Here is a 21,752-nt window from a genome sequence, read left to right as displayed (position 1 = left end):
GTCGTGTAGACGAAAATTACTGCCACTGCCCCGAACAGCCATACCCGGCCGCGCTGGCCGCGCCTGGCCGCCGATAACGACACCGCAACCGACGCCGAGGTGATGAGCACGAGAACACCCGTCGCATAGGCGGCGCTCTGGGCGTCGACGCTGGCCTTGAAGTAGAGCGTGGCTATCACCGCGATCACTGCGAACACGAGAACCAGTGGACGAACAGCGCGTGCCCATTCGGGAGCCATCCCGTACTTCGGCAGGTAACGAGGAACCAGGTTGAGCAGACCCGCCATCGCCGACGCCCCGGCGAACCACAGTATGGCGATGGTGCTGACATCGTAGACGGTGCCGAACACGCCGCCGAGGTATTCGTGAGCGAGGTACGACAACGCGCGACCGTTCGCCTCGCCGCCGTTCTGGAACTCCTGTTCGGGAATGAGGACGGTGGTGATGATGCTCGACGTGAGCAGGAAGCCGCTCATGATCAGTGCAGCGGTGGTGAGCAGGCGTTTCGCACCTCGGATTCGTCCGTCGAGTTGCTCTTTGGTGCCGCCGTCGATCTGCGGCATCACCGCCACGCCGGTCTCGAATCCGGACAGGCCGAGCGCCAACTTGGGGAACACGATGAGTGCGATGGCGATCATCATCAGCGGGTTGCCGTGCGCGGTGGTCATGGCGCGCTGCCAGTCGGTGAGCAGCGAAAGATCGGACGCGATCTCCCAGAATCCGACGATCACCACGACGAGATTCAGCGCAAGAAAGCTGCCGACGAGGGTGACGGCGATGCCTATCGCCTCGGTGAACCCCTTCAGGAAGACGGCGGCGAGCAGCGCCAGCAGCGCGAGGGTGATGATGACCTGCGCACTGTCCAAACTGGTTGGCGCAAAGGGATTCTGGACGACGTGCGCCGAGGCGTCGGCGGCCGACAGTGTCATCGTGATCAGAAAGTCGGTGGCCGCGAATCCGAGAAGAACCAGGACGAGAATCTTGCCACCCCATTTGGGGAGCAACTTCTCGAGCATCGCAATCGATCCCTCGCCGTTCGGACTCTCACGCGCGACCCGTCGATACACCGGCAGCGCGCCGAACAACGTCAGCAAGATCAGCACGACGGTGGCCAGCGGTGCCAGGGTTCCGGCCGCGAGTGCCGCGATTCCGGGTTGATAGCCGAGCGTCGAGAAGTAGTCGACACCTGTCAAACACATCACTTTCCACCACGGATGCGTGTGCTCGGCCTTGGTGGGTTTGCGATAGGGACCCATATGACCGGACGGTTGCTCGGTGATGTCGCTCAGCAGCCACGACCGCAGACGCACCATCCGCAGAGGATAAACCCGCCAGGGGCACGGTGGCGGAACTACTGTGGAACACATGACACACGTGGTGGTAGCCGGTGCCGGACTTGCGGGAATTGCGTGCGCACACGAACTGGGGAAGAAAGGTCTCGACGTCACGATCGTCGACCGCAACGACTACCACCAATTCCAGCCACTGCTGTACCAGGTTGCCACTTCCCAGCTCCCCGCCGAGGACATCGCGCGGCCGCTGGCATCGATATTCGAGTCCATGAAATCGGTCCGCGTCGTGAAGGCCGAGATCACGGAGGTGAACTTCAACGATCGCTCGCTGGTCGCAGACGGCGAACGGATCTCGGGCGATCACCTCGTTCTCGCAGCGGGCGCGACGGCGAACTTCTTCGGGACTCCCGGAGCCGAGGAGTATTCGTTCCCGCTGTACTCGGTCGCCGACGCCGAGACTCTGCGCCACCACGTCAGCGATCTCCTGCGGGGCGAGCGCGATCCGCTCGACGTGGTCATCGTGGGTGGCGGACCGACGGGCGTCGAGACCGCTGGTGCCTTCGCGGAGCTCTTCACCGCACTGCGCAAGATGAATCATCCGGGCGGGCGCGGCGAAGCCTGGCTGATCAATCACGGGCCTGCACTGCTCGCGCCGTACAGCGATCGATCGCACAAGTACGCACACGACAAGCTCGTCGAGCACGGCGCCAAAGTGCGGCTCGGGATCGGGGTGAAGGCCGTCGACGCCGAAGGGGTACTGCTGTCCGACGGATCGCGAATCTCGTCTCGGACCGTCATCTGGGCGGGCGGCGAGTCGGCGTCACCGATCGCGTCCACCTGTCGGGCCGAACTCGGTCACGGCGGCCGCATCGACGTTCTCGCCGACCTGACCGTCCCCACGTTCGAGAACGTGTACGCCGTCGGCGACGTTGCGAACATCCCTGGTGCCGACGGAAAGACGCTGCCGCAGTTGGGTTCCGTCGCGCAGCAGGCAGGTGGGTGGACAGCCCGCAACATTCTGCTGACCATCAAGGGCAAACCGAGAAAGACGTTCGCGTACCGCGACAAGGGCATCATGGCGATGATCGGGCGTGGTGCTGCCGTCGCCGAGGTCGGAGAGCACCGTCACCAAGTGGAGGGTCCCCTCGCATTCGCGGCGTGGCTCGGTGTCCACGCCGCGCTGCTCAGCGGCGCCCACAGCAGGGTCGACGCATTCCTGTCCTGGGCGTGGGACTACTTCGACAGCGACCACAGCGCCATCGTCGAATGCCACGGAAACCCCAAACGCATCGCATGGGCGGACGACGTCAAGCCGACGATCTGACCCCGTGCAGACGCCGAGGCTCGGCTAGCGCAGCACATCCGTCCCGACGAACGGGACCAGCGCCTCCGGCACTCGGACGGTGCCGTCGGCCTGCTGGTGGTTCTCGAGAATCGCGACGATCCACCGCGTCGTCGCCAGGGTGCCGTTGAGCGTTGCGGCGATCTGCGGTTTGTTGTTCTCGTCTCGGTAGCGCACGCCCAGACGCCGAGCCTGGAAGGTAGTGCAGTTCGAGGTCGACGTCAGTTCGCGGTAGGCGTTCTGGGTAGGCACCCACGCCTCGCAGTCGTACTTCCGTGCTGCGGACGAACCTAGATCCCCGCCTGCGACGTCGATGATCCGATACGGAAGCTCTACTGCCGCCAGCATTTCCTGCTCGAATTCGAGGAGCTTCTTGTGCTCGGCCGCCGCGTCCTCCGGCTTGATGTACGAGAACATCTCGATCTTGTCGAACTGGTGTACGCGAATGATGCCGCGGGTGTCCTTGCCGTAACTACCCGCTTCGCGGCGGAAGCACGACGACCATCCCGCGTACCGCTTCGGGCCGTCGGCCAGGTCGATGATCTCGCCCGAGTGATACCCGGCAAGCGCGACCTCCGAGGTTCCGACGAGGTAGAGATCGTCGGCTTCGAGTCGGTAGATCTCATCGGAGTGGGCACCGAGGAAACCGGTTCCGGCCATGATCTCCGGCCGAACCAGTACCGGCGGGATCATCATCGTGAACCCGTTCTTGACGGCCTTCTGCGCAGCCAGCTGGAGCATGCCCTGCTGAAGCAGCGCGCCGTAGCCCGTCATGAAGTAGAACCGTGAACCCGACACCTTCGCGCCGCGTTCCATGTCGATCAGGTTCAGCGACTCGCCGAGCTCGAGGTGATCCTTCGGCTCGAAGTCGAACGTCGGAATCTCGCCGACGGTCTCGAGCAGCACGAAGTCGTCTTCACCGCCCGCGGGAGCCCCGTCCTCGACGATGTTGGAGATCTTCCGCGCTGCGGCGTCCAGTGCGGCATCGGCCTCGTTCTGGGCAGCTTCGGCGGCCTTGACGTCGGCGGCGAGCTCGGACGCACCCGCCAGCAGTGCAGGACGCTCGTCGGGAGACGCCTTACCCACCCTCTTGCCCAGCGCCTTCTGCTCTGCGCGAAGCTGATCGCCGGCCAACACAGCGGCACGGCGAGCAGAATCAGCCTCGAGCAGCAGGTCGACGAGCCCGGGGTCCTCGCCACGGGTGCGCTGCGAAGCACGGACAACGTCAGGGTTCTCGCGGAGGAACTTGAGGTCGATCACGGAGACAAACCTTACTTGTCGAGCAACCCCAGGTAGTCCTCGCGTCCGAACATCCGAGCCGCATCGATCGCCGACGGGTGCCCGCCCTTCGGATCAGCCCCGCCGTCGACGAGGGCCTTCACGACGTCGTCCTCACCCTTGAACACAGCTCCAGCGAGCGGCGTCTGTCCTTTGTCGTTGGGTCGATTGACATCGGCACCCCGCTCGACCAGCGCTCCCACCGTCGCGGCGTGGCCGTGATACGCCGCGAGCATGACGAGGGTGTCGCCGGAGTCGTTGTTGAGGTCGACCGGAACTCCGGCATCGAGATAGTGCGTCAACGCCTCCGTGTCGCCCGTCCGCGCCATGGTGAACAGCCGACCAGCCAACTCGGCCATGTCAGCGTCGTCATTCTGTGGTGCCGTCATAGGAGACGAAGGTACTCGGGCATGATGGAGGAGATGTCCCCCAGTGAGCCGAAGAAGCGTGAGCAGCGCACGGTCACCGCGCACGTCGCGCGTCGTGTCCTTGCGCTTGTCGCCGTCGGCGCGGTCGCTGCGGCCGCCGTCACACTCTTCGTTTCCGACGGCTTCTCACAGCCGGAAAAGATCAGCACGCATTCCGAAGCAGGGCCTGCGACCAGCGGACCGGTCACCGGCAAGACTTTCGGTGCGGCCGATCCCGGTACGTGCCTGAACTGGACGCCGACGGACGACCCCGCGACCGACCGTCAGGACCTCGCCGAAGTCTCATGTGCGGAACCGCACCGATTCGAAGTCGCCAAGGACGTCGACATGACGGCGTACCCGGGCCTCGAGTTCGCGCCCGGTTCGGCGTATCCCGGTGCACTCCGATTCGGTGAGTTGCGAGACGAACACTGCGTCGACGTCGTCGACGATTACCTCGGCACCAAGTTCGATCCCAACGGCAAGTTCAGCGTCGGCCTGATGTTTCCCAGCCAGACGGGCTGGGCGTCCGGCGAACGCACGTTGCGATGCGGAATCCAGCAGTCGTCCAACACCGGAGTTCCCCAACAGATGACCGGTTCGGTGCTCGATCAGGACCAGTCGAAAGTCTGGGACGTCGGCACCTGCATCGGAATCAACCAGAACGTGCCCGCCGACCCCGTCGACTGCAGCCAGCCACACGCATTCGAAGTCGCCTCGATCATCGATCTGCAGCAACAGTTCCCGGCCGGAATCCCCAGCGAAGCCGATCAGGACGCATATCTGGAACCGACATGCACGGCTGCCGTCAACGGGTACCTCGGCTCGGACACCGCGCTGCGCGACAAGACACTCACCCTGTTCTGGTCGACGATCGACGTGACGAGCTGGCTCGCCGGTAGCCGTCAGGTGAGCTGTTCCATCGGCAAGGAACTCGACGAGGGCGGCTTCGCGACGATCACCGGATCCGCAAAGGGCGACATCCTCATCAACGGCGAACCGCCCGCACCGCCACCCGCAGCACCCGACGGTCGTGCACTACCCACGCCGCTGCCAGGCGCGGCACCGATCACCTCGGGAGGGTGACATTCCCACCGACATGACTCGCGCCGAGTTCGAAGAAGCCGTCAGCGACGCGCTCGACACACTCCCGCCGGACATCACCGATCGCATGGACAACGTCGTCATCCTCGTCGAGGACGAACACCCGACCGAGGACATCCTCGGGCTCTACGAGGGCATCGCGCTCACCGAACGCTACGAATACAGCGGGCACCTTCCCGACGTCATCACCATCTACCGCAAGCCGATCCTCGAGATGGTCGACGACGCCGACACCGCCAAGCGGGAAATCGCCATCACCGTCGCCCACGAGGTGGGCCATCATTTCGGTATCGACGACGATCGTCTGCACGAGCTGGGGTTCGGATAGTTTCGGTGGTCCGCCCGGCTATCGCCGAACCCCTGATCGCTTGAATGGTCCATTCATACGGTCAGATAGCTGGCGTGGTCCATTCAAGCGGTGGGTCGCCGAGCCCCTCATCGCTTGAATGGTCCATTCATACGGTCAGATAGCTGGCGTGGTCCATTCAAGCGATAAGCCGAGCGGCCGAACCGACTGGAACCGAATGGACCCCGACTAGACCCCGACCGACTCCCGGGCCGACGACGCCCGATCGGTCAGGTACGCGAACGCCAGTCCTAGGCCGAGCCACAGCGTCGCCTGGGTTGCGAGTGACGACAGCCGGAATTCCCAGAGCAACGTAGCCGGGAAATCCTCGCCCACCTCGTTGATGCTCGGCAGCAGGACGTAGCCGAGCGCGACGACGACTCCGAACGCGGCGACCGGCGCAGCAACTCTCACCGCAATCGAATTCTTGGCGGCTACGAGTTTGGCGACGTACAACCCGACTGCGACGGCAGCCAGTCCAAGGATCACCGTCGCGAGCCATAGCCAGGTCCGCTGGTCGATCGTCTCGGGATCTCCGACGGCGGGCGGATTGGCCGGGTACTTGAAGAACGGGACTGCTTCGATGGCTACCCAGCCCAGCCCGGCAGCGGTCAGTGCCAGGACCGATCCGGGCAAGTTCGTGAATCGTCGGGCGTAGTACAGAACCGTCGCGAAGATGGCCCCGAGGGCCAGACCGGCGAGACCCGTGGCCAGGAACAGTCCGACACGCTGACCATCACGGCTGACGAGCGCTTCTTCCTCGTCGTGGGAATGGACCGCGGCGGCGTCTTCAGCATGTGAATGACCGCCGGTGGATTCCTCGATCGCGATGGCTGCGTCGATATGCGGCTCTCCGATTGCGAACGCGACGGCACCGGCAAGCAGACCTGCGATCAGACCGGCGAGCAGTCCGCGGATCAGAAGCGCGCCGAAGGTGCCCTGCAGAAGTGTCTTGGTCAGTGGCATGGAAGACCCAGCAGGTGACGTCCGTCGTGCATCAGTTCGTGCATGTACATCCCGCTACGTGAGATGGCACCCTGATCGAATCCGACCAGGTAGAGCACGATAAATGCAAGCAGAATCACCGCTGTCACGACGAGGGCGAGTGCCGCCGACTCCGTGGAGTTTCCTTTGGTTACAACAGTAGCCATATCGGTAGTGCCTCCTGGGATGAATGCGTCCCGTAGAAACGTCTACGACGGTGAGTTTTCTGACTTTCGGCTGGCGGCCGATCACAGTGGCGCAACCGTTTCGGATTTGCACCGAATTACCTGCACACGTCGCACTTACCTGCGAACTGTGGCACTCCTCGCCTACAGCTGTCAATGACCACTAACATCACTGCGGTGAGTGGCTCGGTGACACGCGTAACGCTCGTCAGCCACGCAACTACGGAGGCGCTGCGCCGCGCGCGGTTCAATTCGGACGAATCGGTCGACGAGATCGGTCTGCAAGCACTGCGCCGCATCTCGTACACCGCCCGCACGGATGCTGTCGAGATCGCTCCGGAACTCCGCGCGCGTCAGACGGCCGAGGGGTTGGGCCTGCAGGGCGAGATCGTGCCCGAACTCGCCGACATCGCGTACGGCGGGTGGGCAGGCCTGACGATGGACGAGCTTCCGGAGAGCGAGCTCGGGGCCTGGCTGACCGACACTTCCACGACGCCACCCGACGGGGAGTCGATCGACACTGTGTTGGGCCGCGTCCGGCGCTGGATGGACCGCATCGGCACCGAGCCACGCCGGGTCTGTGCGGTGACTCATCCTTCGGTGGTCAGAGCCGTCGTCGTGACGGCGCTCGACGCTCCCCCGCATTCCTTCTGGCGGGTCGATATTCCGCCGCTCACCTCCACCACTGTCCACTGCCGATCGGGGCGTTGGACTCTCCGCGCTGTCGCCGAAAAAATCACCTGAGCTTTTTCCGCTCGAGGTGGAACCGATCGACGGTTGCCGTCGTCCAATTCCTACGAGGGCGCAATTTCGGCAATCCGAACGCTGTGCCCACGACACATAGCCGATGGAACAGTCGAGGAGAGCACATGCCAGGCACAGTCCGGGTCGATCCGGTAGCTCTCGAAGCTGCTGCAGCAGATCTCGATGCTGCTGCAGCTCGGTTGCAGGCCAATCTGACGGCAGCCTCGTTGCCGATCCAGACTCTCCCGTCGGGAAGCGAGGAAGTTTCCCTGCTCGCCAACCGGTTCTTCCGAAACTCGGCATCCACCTTTGCACCCGCTGCGGCCGAGGCGATCGGGGAACTCATCGAGACGGCCGCTGCCTTGCGCGCGCAGGCGGCGGCGTACCGGGATGTCGACTTCGAACACGGCCGAGCCCTCGAGCTCTGACCTCACCCTCATGACGAGACGATCGGGAGCGGCGCACGTGATCCACAGAGGAGAAAACAGATGACACTCGGAGTCACCGGTGTGGTGTGGTTGCCGCGTACCGCGACGGTCAACTCGGCGTCGCTGTTGGCGGGCGCGGGACCAGCCCCGCTTGCTGCTGCGGCCGGAGCCTGGCAGTCCGTCGCAGTGGCCTACACCGACGCGTCGATCACCGTGGGTCGGGTGATGGCGGTGCTGGCGGCGGGATGGGAAGGCGATGCGGCCAACGCCGCGCAGGAGCGCCTCGGCGGCTTTCTGGCGTGGACGCAGGGTGCGGCAGCGAAGGCAGCACAGGTGTCCGGGCTGGCGGCTGGGGAGGCTGCGGCGTATACGACGGCAGCGTTGACGATCCCGAATCCCGTGGAGATCGCTGCGGTCAAATCGGCCAAGTACACGGCGTACTCGACCGGCGGCGCCCTGAACGGAAGCGCGGAGGCCCTCGAGGTCGCCGATCGCGCGCTCGACATCCGGGCAGCGATAGTGATGGAGGCCTACGAGGCTGCAACGACGCCATTGGCAGTGCAGGTCTCGTTCGACAATCCACCGGAGATCGTCAACGATGGCGGCGTCGAGAGGTACGACAGCCAGGGCCGCCCCATCGCCGACTCCACGTCGTATTCGGAGACCAACGTATTCGGATTCAGCACCCGAACCTCACCAGCGCAGGCTGCCATCGCAGCCGCCACCGCCGCCCTGCAGAATCCGGCGTTGGCGAGTGCCGCCGGACAGATCGCCAGCACCGCCGGCTCGGTTGCCGGTTCCTCGGTGACGACGGTGGCATCGGCAGCGTCGAACATCGGTAGCGCAGCGGCGTCCACTCTGATGAGCTCGGGCGGCGGCGGCGGACAGGGCGGGGCGGCGGCGCCGTTCCGGGCCGAGTCGGCACCCGCCGGACCAGCTTCGACTCGTGCAGTCTCAGCCGGCTCGTTCGCGAGCGCAGGCGCCGGAGCGGGCCGAGGGGATGGCCTCGGCGCGCTGGGTTCATCGAAGCTCGGCGGTCCGATCGCTGGATCCTCGGGCATGACCGGGGGCGGCGAGCGCGGTGGCACCGGACTGGGGTCGGGAACACTGCTCGGTGGGAGTCAGCCGGATCCGGCAGCTGCAGCCCGCGGCGCACATGGCAGCGCCCCGATGGGCGGGAGCCAGTCCGGCGGAAGCGATGACGACGAACACGACACTCCCGGCTATCTACGACAATTCGAGCATTTCGCCGACGGTCGCACGGTCGCACCGTCGGTCATCGGCGCGGACCCGACATGGAACGATCGTTGATCGACTTGGGAACCCAGCCGCTCGGACACACACTGCCGTCAGCCGAGTTGGATGCCGACCGGCTCGATTTCCTCGTCGACAGCCTGAAAATCGTCGAGCTACCGGTGGTTCTCGATGTCTTTCCGCGATTCGCGACGTTCGACGAGAGCCGCGACGCGCGCACCCGCGGGCACGACCGCCTCGTCGAGGACGGGCTTATTCGCGACGGTCGGATTCACCAGGACGTGGAGGCCTGGTTGCGCATTCTGGAGCAGCCACGATGGTACGTCTCGGCCCGACTGGTGCCGCGGCCGTTCACCGACGATGTCCCCGTGGTCAGAGTGTGCGTGGCCGAGGGCGACGCCGGGACCGTCATCGCAGTCAGGAACGGCGGTCCACTCACCGTTCGGCCGGTGCGCAGCGATGCGGCCACCGAATTGCTCGGTGCACTTGGGCCGGGCCGCGCGATGGAGTTCCGCGGTCTGTCCGCACCGACCGATCTGCTGTCCGAGGCACTCGACGCGACTCCCGCCGACGCGAGTGGAACGGCAGCACGGTTGACCCGGATCGGCATCGACACTGACGTGGCATTCGACGTCGCGTCGGCGATGAGCACGTGCTCGGGCCATGCGGAGATCACGACGGTCGCCATCCGGTCCGGCAATCGGACGACGGGCGCGCATCCTGTTGCCTTCTTCGACACCCACCGTGGCCGAATTGCGGCGACGTCGAGCACCGCAGCCGACGGCCGACGTTGGTCGACGCTCTCGGCAGGCACCGACATCAGGATGAAGTCGGCACTGAGGGAGTTGACGGCGGACGCGAGCAGCTAGCTGATCGGATTGTCTGCGATCCGGCTGCCCTTGCCATCGAAGGGTGGGACGAACGTGCCCCAGCGAACGCAGGACCACGACCCGCGTGCGCCGGGTACGAGCTCGATGCTCTGCGTGTTGTCGAGGTGATTGTCTGCAGCGAATTCGCCGTCGACGCCTCCCAACACCGCGGCCACCAGCCTGATTGCTGCGCCATGGCTGACCACCACCACGTCGGGAGCCTCGACGTCCGTCAGGAATTTCTCGCGCAGGTCCTCGAGCACTGGAACGTACCGATCCAGCACCGACCGGCCGCTGTCACCGCCGGGCACACGGGCATCGAGATCGCCCGAGTGCCAACGCCCGTAGAACTCGGTGAACCCTTTGTGCGCGACGTCGTCGGTCCGGCCCTCCCAGTGGCCCGCCTGGGTTTCGTGGATGCCCTCACGTTGCTGGAATACGACGGATGTCGCGGCCGCAATGTGCTCGGCGGTCTGCACAGCTCGCAGCGCGAACGAAGACACCACGATGCCCACGGTGGCCTCGGAGATCGATGCTCCGTAGCGGCGTGCCTGCTCGTGGCCGTGGTCGGTCAGGGACGCCCCGGGGAGGCTGGTGTCGAGGACTTTGTCCACATTCGAGAACGTCTGTCCGTGGCGCACGAGTACGAGCTTTCCCGTCATCGGTCCCCCTCTCCGTTGCGAAGCCTGTTCAGCCAATCGATCTCCTCGTCCAACGAAGGAGGACGACGTCCTGTTCCCGTCGCCACCGGCCACGAGCCGAGGAACCTGAGCTGCATCTTTCGGTGCAGTGCAGCCATGGCCTCGCTCATGGCCGGATCATCGATGTGCCCCGCACAGTCGACATAGAACCAGTAGGTCCCGAATTGCGTTCTCGTAGGCCGTGATTCGATCCTAGTGAGGTCGATATCGCGAATCCCCAACTCCCCCAGCGCTGCATGAAGAACACCGGGAACGTTCTCCGGCATCAGCACGAGTGCGGTGCGGTCCGCCCCGGTGCGGGCCGGCGCGGGTCGGGGCGTCGCAACGAGAACGAACCTCGTCCGAGCATTCTCGACGTCGGCGACGCCGCCTGCGAGCGTCGACAGTCCCAACAACTCACCCGCCAGCGGGGTCGACACGGCCGCATCGGCGAGACCGTCCACAACGTCCTGTGCCGCAGCCGCATTCGAGGACGCGAACTGCACTTCGGCGTCGGGGATGTTCGCTTCCATCCACACTCGAACCTGGGCCGCCGCAATGGGATACGCCCGTACGCTGCGCACGTCGGCCAACTCGATTCCACGCGCGCCGAGAATCGAAAACGCGACATCCACCTCGGTCTCGGCGAGTATCTGGAGCCGGCTGCCGACGCGGAGAGCATCGATCGTCGGGGATACCGAACCCTCGACGGAGCTTTCGATCGGCACCACCGCTGCATCGACGTCGCCCTCGCGGACAGCGTCGAGAGAGGCAGGCGGGCTCGAGAGAGGAACCCGCTCTATCGGGCCGACGAACCCGAGCTCGGCGAGCATCCCGTCCGCCTCGAACTGGCCGAGCGCCATCTCGGTGAAGGTTCCCGACGGACCGAAATACGCGATTCTTGGCACGCAGACGAGGTTACGTGGTCGGCGGCGGACCGTCTGCCGAGAACGGCCGAACCAGTTGTGCAGTCACGAGTTCGCGATGGGCAGAGGCCGCATCGTCGATCTCGATTCCGAGCAGAACGGTGCGCACCGCCTCGGCGGCTTCCGGGCGCAGCACCGCCAACGAGTCGCGGTCGGGATCGGACAGCGCGGTCTGGATATCGTCGCCTCGTAGTGCGGCGACTGTCGCCGAGAGAATTGCGAGCACGTCGTGTCCGTTGCGCGCCCGTGCGCACACACCGACGTCGGCGTGCGCGACAACGGCGAGGATGTCGGCGATGTGACGCGGCGAGGCCGACGCAGCGAAACCGGGCGTGCGGTGCGCGTCGACGATGACGGTGACGAGATCCATCACCGATGCGTCCGTCAGCTCGGGGAAGATCACCAGCGGCGACGGCAATCGCAGTCGAGTCGCTTCCTCGACCGTCTCGTTGTCGGCGTCCACGTGGAAGCGGACGACCTCGTACGCAGCGGAGCCTCCGCGTAGCTCCTCGGGATCGATATCGAGATCCACGACGATCCTGCCCAGATCGATGCCCGACGGCAGTGCCGCCAACACCGAGGCAGCCACCACCGGGGGGCCCGCCGAGAGGGCGATATGCCGCTCGTCGAGGTCGTCGACGCTGCGACAGCGCTGATGCAGCAGTCCCGCGACAAGGGCCTGCGGGTCGGGTCGATGGGGGACGCCCAAGGTCAGAGGAACGGACACTCGACACACGCTAGCGCGGACTGAAATGCGTCCAACACTTGCGATACAGGCAAGCGTCAACTAACTTAGGTTTGCCTCACCTACTAGCAACCGCATCGGAGGAGCCCATGCTCGGCGCCACGACTACCGGACCGTCCACCGCAGAGAGAGTCCGCAGCGCATGTGCGCGCGCAGAGGATGCGGCGTTGGCGATCGAGGGCAGCGAACCTGTCCTGACAACTCTTCATCACCTGCGTTCCAACGGCGAGATAGTTCTGGCAGTACCGACCGAATCCGCGGCAGGCGTCATCGCATGGCGCCCGACCCGTTCGGGCGTTCCGGCGGTCCTCGAACTGACCGATCATGCGCCGCTACCACTGCGTGAACCGGTCCGATCGCTCGTCTGGCTGCGCGGCGAACTGCGTCCCGTCCCGGCTTCTCTCATGCGTCCGGTGGCGGCCGCAGTCGCCGCCGAGCACCCACATGGCGCGTTGCTCGACGTCGGACACAGCACCGTGCTCCTTCGTCTGATCCTCTCCTCGGCCGTCGTCGCCGACAGCACCGGAGCCGAGCCGGTCGCTGTGGACGACCTGCTCGCGGCCGCTCCCGATCCGTTCTGGGAGATGGAAACCAGCTGGCTCCAGCATCTCGACGCGGACCACACCGATCTCGTCAACCAACTTGCCCGACGCCTCCCTCCATCGCTCCGACAGGGACGCATCCGGCCGCTCGGCATCGACCGCTACGGCATTCGCCTGCGGATCGAAAGCGACTACGGAGACAACGACGTACGACTGGGGTTCGCCGAACCCGTCGACGACACCACGGCGCTGAGCCGAGCGATTCGAGTGCTCGCCGGATGCCCCTTCCTCAACGGGCTCCGCGCCAGGAGCTAGCCCATACTTGTTCGGTGATCGATGTGAAGGGCTGGATCAAACCCGACAAGCGAGACGACGGCCCTCCACCGGATCCGGGCGAACGACGCGCGATCATCATCGAGATCTCCATCGTCCTACTGGTCACATTCGGTCTGAGCGGACTGAGCAGCATCCTCTCGCTCGTCGAGGACGCGTTGCTCGCCGGCAGTCTCGCCGACCAGACCGTCGCGCTGAACACGTCGAGTTCCTCGCTCGGCATCATCGACCTGCTCTACCAGGTTCTGCGGATACTGCGGCTCTGCGCGTGGGGCGCTCTCGGGCTCTACCTTCTGTGGCGTGCCGGGCTCGGACCGCGACTGGTCGGCCTCGGAAGACCTCGCGCCAAGACGGACCTACTGCAAGGGCTCGGCCTCGCAGCGCTGATCGGCCTACCAGGCCTGCTCTTCTACCTCGTCGGGAACACCGTCGGCCTCAACCTCACCGTCGTTCCGAGCACGATCGACGACCACTGGTGGCGCATCCCCGCCCTCATCGCCTACGCATTCGCGAACTCCGGGGCCGAAGAGATAGTCGTCGTCGCCTACCTGATCTCGAGGTTGCGTCGTCTCGGGATGGGCGAGAACTCCTCGCTGCTGCTGTCGGCGCTGCTCCGCGGGTCGTATCACCTGTATCAGGGACTGGGCGCGGGCGTCGGGAATCTGCTCATGGGGATCGTGTTCGGCCGCTTCTGGCAGAGACGAACCGACTGTGGCCGCTGCTGTTCGCGCATGCGCTCATCGACATCGTCGCGTTCGTCGGCTACACCCTCCTCCGCGACCATCTCTCGTGGCTGCCCTAGTTCGTCTCTCAGAATTTCCTCGCCGCCTTCGGCTTGTACAGTCGATCCGTGAGCGACGACCAGCATGATCGCAGGAACCCCGGACAGGGTCCTCCGCCCGGCCGTCGAACACCCCCGCCCGCCGACCGAGGCACCCAACCGCCCGCCGGCCGAGGCACCCAACCGCCCGCCGGCCGAGGCACCCAACCGCCCGCCGGCCGAGGTAATCAGCCCCCTCCCGGCTATCGCCCGCCCGCGCCCGCCCAGCAACCACCCGGGCACCGGGCACAACCACCCGGGAACCGCCCACCGCCTGGATATCGGCCACCGCCGCTTCCTCCTGAGGGGACCGCGATCATCCGACGCGACGGACGTTCCGGTGGTCCGACGCCTCCCGGCCAGCAAGCGTGGTCACAAGCACCCGAACCTGGCGCTGTCTCCCGCGGGCCGAACCCGACCCAGCAATATCGACCGACCGAGCAGTATCGACCGAGCGAGCGCAACGAGTACGCGCCTACTCAGACGCCGCAGCGTTATACCGAGCGGTCGACACCCGAGGCACAGCCCCCTCGTCGACGGCCACCACCGCCGGAACGCGCGTTACGACGCCCGGAGCCCGCGAAACCGCCGCGCCAACGCAAGAAACGGCATTGGGGCAGACGGTTCGGGCTTACGTTTCTGGCTCTGCTGTTGGTCTTCGGTGGTCTCGTCTACTACGTCGACAGCTCGCTGACGCGGGTCGATGCGCTGAGCAATTACGATGGTCGGATCGCCGATACTCCCGGAACCAACTGGTTGCTCGTCGGCTCCGACTCGCGGACCGGTCTGACTCCGGAGGAGGAGGCAGCCCTGTCGACCGGGGGCGAGACCGGACCCAGCCGGACCGACACGATCATCCTGATCCACATTCCCGAGGGTGGCGGCGCGACGACGATGGTCAGTCTGCCGCGCGACTCGTACGTGTCGATTCCTGGATACGGCCAGGACAAGCTCAATGCATCGTTCGCGTTCGAAGGCGCGCCGCTTCTCGTCCAGACCGTCGAGGGTGCGACCGGGATTCGAATCGACCACTATGCCGAGATCGGATTCGGCGGTTTCGCCGGCATCGTCGATGCGATCGGTGGCGTCGACGTCTGCCTCCAGAACGCAATCTCCGACCCCCTCGCGGGCATCGATCTTCCTGCCGGATGCCAGGAACTCTCCGGCTCCGATGCACTCGGGTTCGTCCGGACTCGTGCGACCGCACTCGCCGACCTCGACCGAATGAACAACCAGCGTCAGTTCATGTCGGCGCTGTTGTCGAAGGCGACGAGCCCGTCGACGTTCCTCAACCCCCTGCGGCTGTGGCCGCTGGTCAAGGACACCGCGAATTCGCTGAGTGTGGACGAAGGTGACCACATCTGGAATCTCGCGGCCCTCGCGTGGGCGATGCGAAGTGACCTCGTCACGACGACTGTTCCCGTGTCGGGATTCGAGAACACCGACGTCGGCAATGTGTTGCTGTGGGACTCCGATCGAGCGTCGCAGTTCTTCGGTGCGCTTGCCGAAGATCGGCAGATCCCCGAGGACCTTCGAACGTCGGGACCCTGATCGGCGACCTCGAACGGTAACGTCAGCGCAATGACCACGACCGAAATCCACTCCCGATTTCACGACCTCCTGCGCGCGCAGGTCGGTCACGAATTCACGGCGTCGCAGCAGTACGTTGCGATCGCGGTGTGGTTCGACACGAACGATCTTCCCCAGCTGGCCCGACGCTTCTACGCGCAGGCCAGCGAAGAACGCAGCCACGCGATGATGATGATTCAGTACCTGATCGACAAGGACGTCAAGGTCGCGGTTCCCGGCGTCGGCGACGTAGTCGGTGAGTTCACGAAGGTCGCCGAACCCGTCGAGTTGGCGCTTGCGCAGGAAAAGACCGTCACCGAGCAGGTCACGGATCTCGCGCGCACGGCACGGGAGGACGGCGACTACATCGGTGAGCAATTCATCCAGTGGTTCCTGTCGGAGCAGGTCGAGGAGGTCGCGAGTATGCGCAGCCTGCTGAACATCGTGCACCGGGCAGGAGGGCAACTGTTCGACGTCGAGGAGTACGTTGCGCGCGAAACGTCGGCCCGGGTGAACCGCACCACAAACCCACCGAAAGAGGCCGGCGCATTGTGACCAATTCGCTGGTCATAGTCAAGATTTAGGGCGGTCTAATTTAGGCAACCTAAACCTCAATAAGGGTGAACTTGGATGACAAGCACCCTCTGACCAGCATAATCTCGCCGTCATGAGCGCAGACATCAGAGAAACAACACACTCCAAGTTCCACGCACTTCTGCGAGACCAGATTCGCAACGAGTTCAACGCGTCGCATCAGTACATCGCAACGGCCGTGTACTTCGACAACCATGACCTGCCTCAGCTTGCCAAGCACTTCTACGCGCAGGCCGTCGAAGAGCGCAACCACGCGATGATGATCGTCCAGTACTTCCTGGACCGCGACATCACCGTCGAGCTCACCGGCGTCGACGCCGCCAAGTCCGTCTTCACCGACGCGCGTGAGCCGATTGCCCTGGCCCTCGCTCAGGAGGAGACCGTCACCGAGCAGATCATCGGCCTCGCGAGCACTGCACGCGAAGAAGGCGACTACGTAGGTGAGCAGTTCATGCAGTGGTTCCTCAAGGAGCAGGTCGAGGAAGTTGCCAGCATGAAGACGCTGCTCAACATCGCCGACCGCGCGGGACACAACCTGTTCGATCTCGAAGAGTTCGTCGCCCGTGAGTTCGGTGGCGCAGCCGGATCGGACGCAGGTGCACCCCGCGCTGCCGGTGGCTCGATCTAGCGGACTCGCTGCGCTCGAGTGGCACGGTTAAGCGCACTGCGGTGCGCTTAACCGTGCCACTGGCGGCGGAGCCGCCGGTCAGCGCAGAGTTACCTGGCGAGACCGCAGCCCATCACGCGATCGCCGCTGCTCCGACGTCAGCGGAGCGTCGACGCTGAGCGCCTCGGCAAGTTTGTTGCCGAATTCGATTGTGGGCGCAACCCATTCGGTCGGGTGCATCTCGGAATCGAGATCGAACACCGGGACCAGCAGGCCGTGCGTCCGGAACGAACCGGCGTAACGCGAGCCCTCTCCCAGCGACAGATCCCCTGCAGCGTGCAGACGAGCGAGAGCCAGCATCAGCTCGTCCTCGCTTTCCGGGCGAACCCACCGCAGGTGTGCCTTGTCGCCTGCATCGACCCACCAGGCAGCCGTCAAACCCTCGCCCTCCAACCGGGCCGACGGCATGATCGCCTGATTGGCGCGCTCCACCGTCGCCGCAACATCGGCAGCAGGCTCGGAGTTCTCGGGAATCCACCAGTTGAAATCCTGATGCACGGTGATATCCAGCTCGAGCGTCGGATCGAGTACTTCCTTCAGCGCCGGCGTGTTTCCGTCAGGCCCCGCCGATTCGAGTGACTCGCCCGGCTGAGCAATCGACGCCCAGGAGAGCGCGCTGGAAAGATCAGCTGCGACGTTCGGCGAGTGCACCTGCACCTGCAAGCCCGCGAATCCCCGCACATCTCCGCTTTCCTCGCGCACCAACGCCGCTACGGCGCCGGGCAGCACCGTGGCAATCGTCATCGAACGACCGTCGACGGCGAGGGGCGCCGTGGCCGACGGCACGAACTCACGCATCGCGACGAGATCGCATTCGGCTTCGACACCTTGGAACGGACGGACCGGCGCGGCCTGGAGGCTTTCGCGCTCGGCCTCACGCTGTGCGAGCTTCGCTGCTCGGTTGCTGTCCTGCTTCGGACCACTGTTTCTTTTGCTCTTACCCACGACCGAAACCTACACGCAGGCCATGAACCCGGGTCACTCCGCGGGCTACTGCTCGAGCCACGCCTTGGTTCGGCCCGGGTTGTTCGTCGCGATCCACCCGACGCCGAGTTCGCGGCACAGCTCTACGTCGGCCTTCTCATCCACCGTCCAGCAATACGTGGCGCGTCCCGATGCGGCAGCCCGGTCGACTATCGACGGACGCTCACGCAGGCTCTTGATCGACGGACCGACTGCCGTAGCGCCGACCGTAGTCGCAGCTCCGCCGCCGAGGTAGTGCGAGGTATCGCCGAGCAGCACAGTGGGAAGCATCGGAGCCGACCTGCGTACTCTCCACACCGCCGTCGGCGCGAAGGACATGATCACAGCTCGCGAGTGATCGGCCGAAGCAGGCTGGGCGATACCGAACCGGTGAAGCTCGGCCAACACCTTGCTCTCGATGAGCGACCCGTAGCGCACCGGGTGCTTGGTCTCGATGAACAGCTTCGTGGGCTTGGAATTCCAGTCGAGCACGAGTGAAATCAGATCAGCGAGGGTCAACAGATCGGCGGGTTCACCGCCGTCGCCGTAATCGAACCCCTTCAGCGTCTCGTAGTCGAGCTCACTGACGATGCCGGTGCCGGTCGAGGTTCGGTCGACTCGTCGATCGTGCACACACACGATGTGGCCGTCGCGGGTAAGTCTGACGTCGCATTCGAGGCCGTCGGCTCCCTCACGCAGAGCGAGGTCGTAGGCCGCGAGCGTGTGCTCCTTCTTCTCCTCCGACGCCCCGCGGTGCGCGACGACGAAGGGACCTCGTCGATCCCCACTCATGACACGCCCGCCTTCTCGGGCTGCTCCGTCGCAGGTGAAGCACCTGCCGCTTCCTCGTTTGTTTCACGTGGAACCACCGCGACACTCGAAGCCGCTACAGCCCCGGGAACCGAGATGACCCACCTTGTCGGCGCTGCCCGCGCCCCGCCGCGCCACCCGAGTCCGTCGACGCTTCGCATGAGAACAAGCGTCAGGAAAGCTACTGCTGCCGCGACGAGAGCAACGAACACCGAGAACAACACACCGTTGGCCTGCGCTTGCAGCGAGTCCTGGAAACGCCATAGCGTCGCGGCGAGCACCAGGGCACAGTTGACGACCCACGCAGCCCACCAGATACGCACCAGGACACGCAACCGGGCCTGGTCCGCGCGGCCTCGCACGTCGACCAACTCGGTGAGAAACACGCCGGGCATGACGAGGGAGACCACTGGAACAAGACTTCCGACGAAGATCCCTCGGGCACTGCGTGGATCGCGCGCTCCGGCCCGGTCGAATATCGACCGACGCCTGTCCACCAGCCAGCACACCGACGCAACCACTGCCGCGATGCCGATACATACGGAGGCGACTTCGGCGAAGAGCACCAATGCGTCGGACAGGACCAGCGTCGTCTGGCTCACCAACCGCGTCCGGTTGTACAGCAGGATTCCGTATCGAAAGAGCTCGGCGATCGCAGCCAGCACCAGCAGGGCACCGACGAGTAACAGCAGGCCCGACGCCGCTCCCGCCCAGCGCTGAAGTCGGGGCTCACGCTCGACGTGCGAGGTGATCGGCCGATCGACCAGTCCCCATCGCGGCATCTCGTCGTACTTCGGCGTTCGGGGGCTCCGGGGTTGCAGGGTCCGACGAGGGCGTGGGGACTTGCTCCTCGGGCGGCGGGCGACCCACTTGAAGTTTCGCTGTCCTGCGGCGGGAGCTTGCGCGGAGACAGGCGACAGCAGTATGCCGTGGCACCGACTGCACCACACCGCCGGACGAGTCCCGACGGGCCACCGCGTCGAACAGCGCGCACAGACCTGGAATGCGGACACTAGAGGATTCTCGCCTCCGCACCGTCGTCACGCACGATCGGACGCCCGGCTGCGTTCCAAGCGACCATGCCACCGTCGACGTTGCTCGCCTCGTAGCCGATCCGAGCCAGATACTCCACGACCCGAAGTGAGCGGGCGCCCGAACGGCAGACGACGAACAGTTCGGCATCCGGTTCCACCTCGCCGATGCGGGAGGGAATCTCGGCCATCGGAATGTGGATCGCACCCGCAGCATGGCCGTGCTGCCATTCCTCGTCCTCGCGAACGTCGAGCAGAATCACCGACTCGCTCCACTCGGAGGGAAGTTCGGCGGCGGGCACGGAGGACAGATCCGAAGCAGACACATATCCGATCTTGTCACGCGATCGACCGGTGCTGCCACCCACGGATCGTGCGACCCGGTCGCCGAACACAGAGGTTATCCACATTATCCACAGACCGATCCACAGAAACGGGACGAATGCAGGTTTTTATCCACAGGCAAAAGCAGTGTTCGACGGCTCCTAGACTCGGATCATGGCCGCTATCGAACTTCGCGTCTTCACCGAACCTCAGCAAGGTGCCACCTACGACGATCTTCTCCGCGTCGCGCAGGCCGCGGAAACGCTCGGCTACGGCGCATTCTTCCGTTCCGATCACTACCTCGCCATGAACTCCGAGGGGCTCCCCGGTCCGACCGATGCCTGGATCACCCTGGCCGGCATCGCGAGGGAAACGTCCACCATTCGCCTCGGCACACTGGTCACCTCGGCGACGTTCCGCTACCCCGGTCCGCTCGCGATCAGCGTCGCTCAGGTCGATGCGATGAGCGGTGGTCGTGTCGATTTCGGGCTCGGCGCCGGATGGTTCGAGGACGAGCACAAGGCCTACGGCATTCCATTCCCTGCCCTCGGTGAACGCTTCGACAAGCTGGAGGAGTCGCTGGCAGTCATCACCGGACTGTGGGAAACACCCGTGGGTCAGACCTTCTCCTACGACGGCAAGCACTTCCCCATCACCGATTCACCTGCCCTGCCCAAGCCGGTGCAGTCTCCGCGCCCACCGATTCTGATCGGCGGCGGCGGCAAGAAGCGCACCCCGGCGCTGGCCGCGCAGTACGCCGACGAGTTCAACATCCCTTTCGCATCGCTCGACGCCACCGCGACGCAATTCGAGCGTGTGCGTGCTGCGGCGACGGCAGCCGGGCGCGCTCCCGAGTCGCTCGTCTACTCGAACGCGCTCGTACTGTGTTGCGGCAAGTCCGAGGAGGAGATCGCACGCCGTGCTTCGGTCATCGGCCGAGAGGTCTCGGAGTTGCGCGACAACGGAGCTGCAGGCTCTCCCGCCGAGTTGGTCGACAAGATCGGTCGCTTCGGCGAGCTGGGTGCATCACGGGTCTACCTGCAGATGTTGGACCTGAACGATCTCGATCACCTCGAACTGGTGGCGTCGGAGGTCATGCCGCAGCTGTGAGGACACCCTGCAGGCAGCTTGTTGACACTGTGCCAATAAGATGTCAGTGTGATGGCACTCACTCGGACACACGTCCGAATGCCCTCCCGCGCAAAGGCCCCCATGTATCCGATCCAAGGGCTTCACCGGTCATTTCCCGAAGGTGACCTGTGAACGGTCGACAAGTGAAGTTCCAACTCGTCGCGCTCGCGCTCGTGGCAGTAGTGGGCGTGACGTTCGTCGGGGCGAAGTACGTGCGCTTGGACAACCTTCTCGGTTTCGGTCAGTACCGGGTCAGCGCACACTTCGCGGACTCGGGCGGCATATTTTCCAATGCAGAAGTCACGTACCGCGGTGTCCCGGTGGGGACGGTCGGCGCGCTGTCGCTGACATCCGATGGCGTAGCCGTCGAGCTGTTGCTCGACA

Annotated in this window: 25 protein-coding genes and 1 pseudogene; 14 read left to right on the top strand and 12 right to left on the bottom strand. The window is 64.9% G+C overall.

Annotated features, from left to right (window positions below):
* A partial coding sequence (locus A2J03_RS19120) for an amino acid transporter (protein WP_068377093.1) occupies nt 1-1,313 on the bottom strand: 1,313 nt, incomplete at its 3' end.
* A 52-nt stretch (nt 1,314-1,365) separates the two neighbouring features.
* Between A2J03_RS19120 and A2J03_RS19115 the strand changes: the two genes are divergently transcribed.
* Nucleotides 1,366-2,616, top strand: a complete 1,251-nt coding sequence (locus tag A2J03_RS19115) for an NAD(P)/FAD-dependent oxidoreductase (RefSeq protein WP_068377090.1) — start codon at nt 1,366-1,368, stop codon at nt 2,614-2,616.
* Between the two features lie 24 nt (nt 2,617-2,640).
* Here the strand turns inward: A2J03_RS19115 and serS are convergent, their stop codons facing one another.
* A complete protein-coding gene (gene serS / locus A2J03_RS19110; protein WP_068377089.1) occupies nt 2,641-3,894 on the bottom strand; it encodes a serine--tRNA ligase in 1,254 nt (417 codons plus the stop codon).
* Nucleotides 3,895-3,905: 11 nt separating this feature from the next.
* Entirely contained in the window at nt 3,906-4,301 is a 396-nt protein-coding gene (locus A2J03_RS19105) for an ankyrin repeat domain-containing protein (RefSeq protein WP_068377088.1), read from the bottom strand.
* A gap of 21 nt (nt 4,302-4,322) precedes the next feature.
* Here A2J03_RS19105 and A2J03_RS19100 point away from each other — a divergent pair, with 21 nt between their 5' ends.
* Nucleotides 4,323-5,405, top strand: a complete 1,083-nt coding sequence (locus A2J03_RS19100; RefSeq protein ID WP_068377087.1) for a septum formation family protein — start codon at nt 4,323-4,325, stop codon at nt 5,403-5,405.
* A 13-nt stretch (nt 5,406-5,418) separates the two neighbouring features.
* Nucleotides 5,419-5,751 (top strand): metallopeptidase family protein, encoded by a 333-nt coding sequence (locus tag A2J03_RS19095; protein WP_082897933.1) that lies wholly within the window; start codon nt 5,419-5,421, stop codon nt 5,749-5,751.
* 207 nt (nt 5,752-5,958) lie between these two features.
* On the opposite strand, the gene A2J03_RS19090 is transcribed toward A2J03_RS19095, so the two are convergent.
* Nucleotides 5,959-6,735, bottom strand: a complete 777-nt coding sequence (locus A2J03_RS19090) for a CbtA family protein (protein ID WP_068377085.1) — start codon at nt 6,733-6,735, stop codon at nt 5,959-5,961.
* The gene (locus A2J03_RS19085; protein ID WP_068377082.1) at nt 6,726-6,920 is read right to left on the bottom strand and encodes a CbtB domain-containing protein; all 195 of its coding nucleotides are present in this window, start codon (nt 6,918-6,920) and stop codon (nt 6,726-6,728) included. The genes A2J03_RS19090 and A2J03_RS19085 overlap by 10 nt, the downstream gene beginning before the upstream one ends.
* 174 nt (nt 6,921-7,094) lie before the next feature.
* Between A2J03_RS19085 and A2J03_RS19080 the strand changes: the two genes are divergently transcribed.
* The 4 genes from A2J03_RS19080 (at nt 7,095) to A2J03_RS19065 (ending at nt 10,233) form a co-directional block, all read left to right on the top strand.
* Entirely contained in the window at nt 7,095-7,682 is a 588-nt protein-coding gene (locus A2J03_RS19080) for a histidine phosphatase family protein (protein WP_068377079.1), read from the top strand.
* Between the two features lie 125 nt (nt 7,683-7,807).
* On the top strand, nt 7,808-8,110 hold the full coding sequence (locus tag A2J03_RS19075) for a PE domain-containing protein (RefSeq protein WP_068377077.1): 303 nt from the start codon (nt 7,808-7,810) through the stop codon (nt 8,108-8,110).
* Between the two features lie 60 nt (nt 8,111-8,170).
* Entirely contained in the window at nt 8,171-9,421 is a 1,251-nt protein-coding gene (locus tag A2J03_RS19070) for a PPE domain-containing protein (RefSeq protein ID WP_197480857.1), read from the top strand.
* The gene (locus A2J03_RS19065) at nt 9,406-10,233 is read left to right on the top strand and encodes an ESX secretion-associated protein EspG (RefSeq protein ID WP_231912613.1); all 828 of its coding nucleotides are present in this window, start codon (nt 9,406-9,408) and stop codon (nt 10,231-10,233) included. The genes A2J03_RS19070 and A2J03_RS19065 overlap by 16 nt, the downstream gene beginning before the upstream one ends.
* On the opposite strand, the gene A2J03_RS19060 is transcribed toward A2J03_RS19065, so the two are convergent.
* From A2J03_RS19060 to A2J03_RS19050, 3 genes are read right to left on the bottom strand one after another with little or no spacing between them, the layout of a single operon-like run.
* Nucleotides 10,230-10,895, bottom strand: coding sequence for a histidine phosphatase family protein (locus A2J03_RS19060; RefSeq protein ID WP_068377074.1), 666 nt, complete (start codon nt 10,893-10,895; stop codon nt 10,230-10,232). The two genes, A2J03_RS19065 and A2J03_RS19060, sit on opposite strands and share 4 nt — an antisense overlap.
* Nucleotides 10,892-11,821 (bottom strand): prephenate dehydratase, encoded by a 930-nt coding sequence (pheA, locus tag A2J03_RS19055; protein ID WP_068377071.1) that lies wholly within the window; start codon nt 11,819-11,821, stop codon nt 10,892-10,894. The genes A2J03_RS19060 and pheA overlap by 4 nt, the downstream gene beginning before the upstream one ends.
* Nucleotides 11,822-11,831: 10 nt before the next feature.
* Entirely contained in the window at nt 11,832-12,566 is a 735-nt protein-coding gene (locus tag A2J03_RS19050; RefSeq protein ID WP_068377068.1) for a hypothetical protein, read from the bottom strand.
* A gap of 107 nt (nt 12,567-12,673) precedes the next feature.
* On the opposite strand from A2J03_RS19050, the gene A2J03_RS19045 reads away from it, so the two are divergent.
* The 5 genes and pseudogenes from A2J03_RS19045 (at nt 12,674) to A2J03_RS19025 (ending at nt 17,070) form a co-directional block, all read left to right on the top strand.
* Complete coding sequence (locus tag A2J03_RS19045; protein ID WP_068377065.1) at nt 12,674-13,441, top strand: DUF2470 domain-containing protein; 768 nt, start codon at nt 12,674-12,676, stop codon at nt 13,439-13,441.
* A pseudogene (locus A2J03_RS19040) lies at nt 13,405-14,261 on the top strand (CPBP family intramembrane glutamic endopeptidase). Before A2J03_RS19045 ends, A2J03_RS19040 begins: the two are co-directional and overlap by 37 nt.
* 333 nt (nt 14,262-14,594) lie before the next feature.
* Complete coding sequence (locus A2J03_RS19035) at nt 14,595-15,830, top strand: LCP family protein (protein ID WP_231912614.1); 1,236 nt, start codon at nt 14,595-14,597, stop codon at nt 15,828-15,830.
* Between the two features lie 30 nt (nt 15,831-15,860).
* Nucleotides 15,861-16,403, top strand: coding sequence for a ferritin (locus tag A2J03_RS19030; RefSeq protein ID WP_068377062.1), 543 nt, complete (start codon nt 15,861-15,863; stop codon nt 16,401-16,403).
* A 112-nt stretch (nt 16,404-16,515) separates the two neighbouring features.
* Nucleotides 16,516-17,070 (top strand): ferritin, encoded by a 555-nt coding sequence (locus tag A2J03_RS19025; protein ID WP_068377059.1) that lies wholly within the window; start codon nt 16,516-16,518, stop codon nt 17,068-17,070.
* 78 nt (nt 17,071-17,148) lie between these two features.
* On the opposite strand, the gene A2J03_RS19020 is transcribed toward A2J03_RS19025, so the two are convergent.
* The 4 genes from A2J03_RS19020 to A2J03_RS19005 all read right to left on the bottom strand — a co-directional run bounded on the left by A2J03_RS19020 (nt 17,149) and on the right by A2J03_RS19005 (nt 20,215).
* Nucleotides 17,149-18,054, bottom strand: a complete 906-nt coding sequence (locus A2J03_RS19020; protein ID WP_068377057.1) for a DUF5926 family protein — start codon at nt 18,052-18,054, stop codon at nt 17,149-17,151.
* 45 nt (nt 18,055-18,099) lie between these two features.
* Complete coding sequence (locus A2J03_RS19015) at nt 18,100-18,864, bottom strand: glycerophosphodiester phosphodiesterase family protein (protein ID WP_068377054.1); 765 nt, start codon at nt 18,862-18,864, stop codon at nt 18,100-18,102.
* Nucleotides 18,861-19,664, bottom strand: coding sequence for a DUF4328 domain-containing protein (locus A2J03_RS19010; protein WP_068377052.1), 804 nt, complete (start codon nt 19,662-19,664; stop codon nt 18,861-18,863). Before A2J03_RS19010 ends, A2J03_RS19015 begins: the two co-directional genes overlap by 4 nt.
* A gap of 230 nt (nt 19,665-19,894) precedes the next feature.
* Nucleotides 19,895-20,215, bottom strand: a complete 321-nt coding sequence (locus A2J03_RS19005) for a rhodanese-like domain-containing protein (protein WP_156520464.1) — start codon at nt 20,213-20,215, stop codon at nt 19,895-19,897.
* 196 nt (nt 20,216-20,411) lie between these two features.
* Here A2J03_RS19005 and A2J03_RS19000 point away from each other — a divergent pair, with 196 nt between their 5' ends.
* Both A2J03_RS19000 and A2J03_RS18995 read left to right on the top strand, forming a co-directional pair.
* Nucleotides 20,412-21,347, top strand: coding sequence for an LLM class F420-dependent oxidoreductase (locus A2J03_RS19000; protein ID WP_068377049.1), 936 nt, complete (start codon nt 20,412-20,414; stop codon nt 21,345-21,347).
* Between the two features lie 149 nt (nt 21,348-21,496).
* Nucleotides 21,497-21,752: MlaD family protein (locus A2J03_RS18995; RefSeq protein ID WP_156520462.1), on the top strand; the 256-nt coding region annotated here is incomplete at its 3' end.

This window comes from Rhodococcus sp. EPR-157 (assembly GCF_001647195.1).
GTDB lineage: Bacteria > Actinomycetota > Actinomycetes > Mycobacteriales > Mycobacteriaceae > Rhodococcoides.
This window is presented reverse-complemented; position numbering and strand designations above follow the sequence as displayed.

Bases quoted from the DNA above. Each gene is read 5' to 3' on its own strand.
- A2J03_RS19115 (WP_068377090.1), top strand. From the start codon at position 1,366: ATGACACACGTGGTGGTAGCCGGTGCCGGACTTGCGGGAATTGCGTGC.
- A2J03_RS19105 (WP_068377088.1), bottom strand. From the start codon at position 4,301: ATGACGGCACCACAGAATGACGACGCTGACATGGCCGAGTTGGCTGGT.
- A2J03_RS19100 (WP_068377087.1), top strand. From the start codon at position 4,323: ATGATGGAGGAGATGTCCCCCAGTGAGCCGAAGAAGCGTGAGCAGCGC.
- A2J03_RS19095 (WP_082897933.1), top strand. From the start codon at position 5,419: ATGACTCGCGCCGAGTTCGAAGAAGCCGTCAGCGACGCGCTCGACACA.
- A2J03_RS19090 (WP_068377085.1), bottom strand. From the start codon at position 6,735: ATGCCACTGACCAAGACACTTCTGCAGGGCACCTTCGGCGCGCTTCTG.
- A2J03_RS19085 (WP_068377082.1), bottom strand. From the start codon at position 6,920: ATGGCTACTGTTGTAACCAAAGGAAACTCCACGGAGTCGGCGGCACTC.
- A2J03_RS19080 (WP_068377079.1), top strand. From the start codon at position 7,095: ATGACCACTAACATCACTGCGGTGAGTGGCTCGGTGACACGCGTAACG.
- A2J03_RS19075 (WP_068377077.1), top strand. From the start codon at position 7,808: ATGCCAGGCACAGTCCGGGTCGATCCGGTAGCTCTCGAAGCTGCTGCA.
- A2J03_RS19070 (WP_197480857.1), top strand. From the start codon at position 8,171: ATGACACTCGGAGTCACCGGTGTGGTGTGGTTGCCGCGTACCGCGACG.
- A2J03_RS19065 (WP_231912613.1), top strand. From the start codon at position 9,406: ATGGAACGATCGTTGATCGACTTGGGAACCCAGCCGCTCGGACACACA.
- A2J03_RS19060 (WP_068377074.1), bottom strand. From the start codon at position 10,895: ATGACGGGAAAGCTCGTACTCGTGCGCCACGGACAGACGTTCTCGAAT.
- A2J03_RS19045 (WP_068377065.1), top strand. From the start codon at position 12,674: ATGCTCGGCGCCACGACTACCGGACCGTCCACCGCAGAGAGAGTCCGC.
- A2J03_RS19030 (WP_068377062.1), top strand. From the start codon at position 15,861: ATGACCACGACCGAAATCCACTCCCGATTTCACGACCTCCTGCGCGCG.
- A2J03_RS19025 (WP_068377059.1), top strand. From the start codon at position 16,516: ATGAGCGCAGACATCAGAGAAACAACACACTCCAAGTTCCACGCACTT.
- A2J03_RS19015 (WP_068377054.1), bottom strand. From the start codon at position 18,864: ATGAGTGGGGATCGACGAGGTCCCTTCGTCGTCGCGCACCGCGGGGCG.
- A2J03_RS19010 (WP_068377052.1), bottom strand. From the start codon at position 19,664: ATGCCGCGATGGGGACTGGTCGATCGGCCGATCACCTCGCACGTCGAG.
- A2J03_RS19000 (WP_068377049.1), top strand. From the start codon at position 20,412: ATGGCCGCTATCGAACTTCGCGTCTTCACCGAACCTCAGCAAGGTGCC.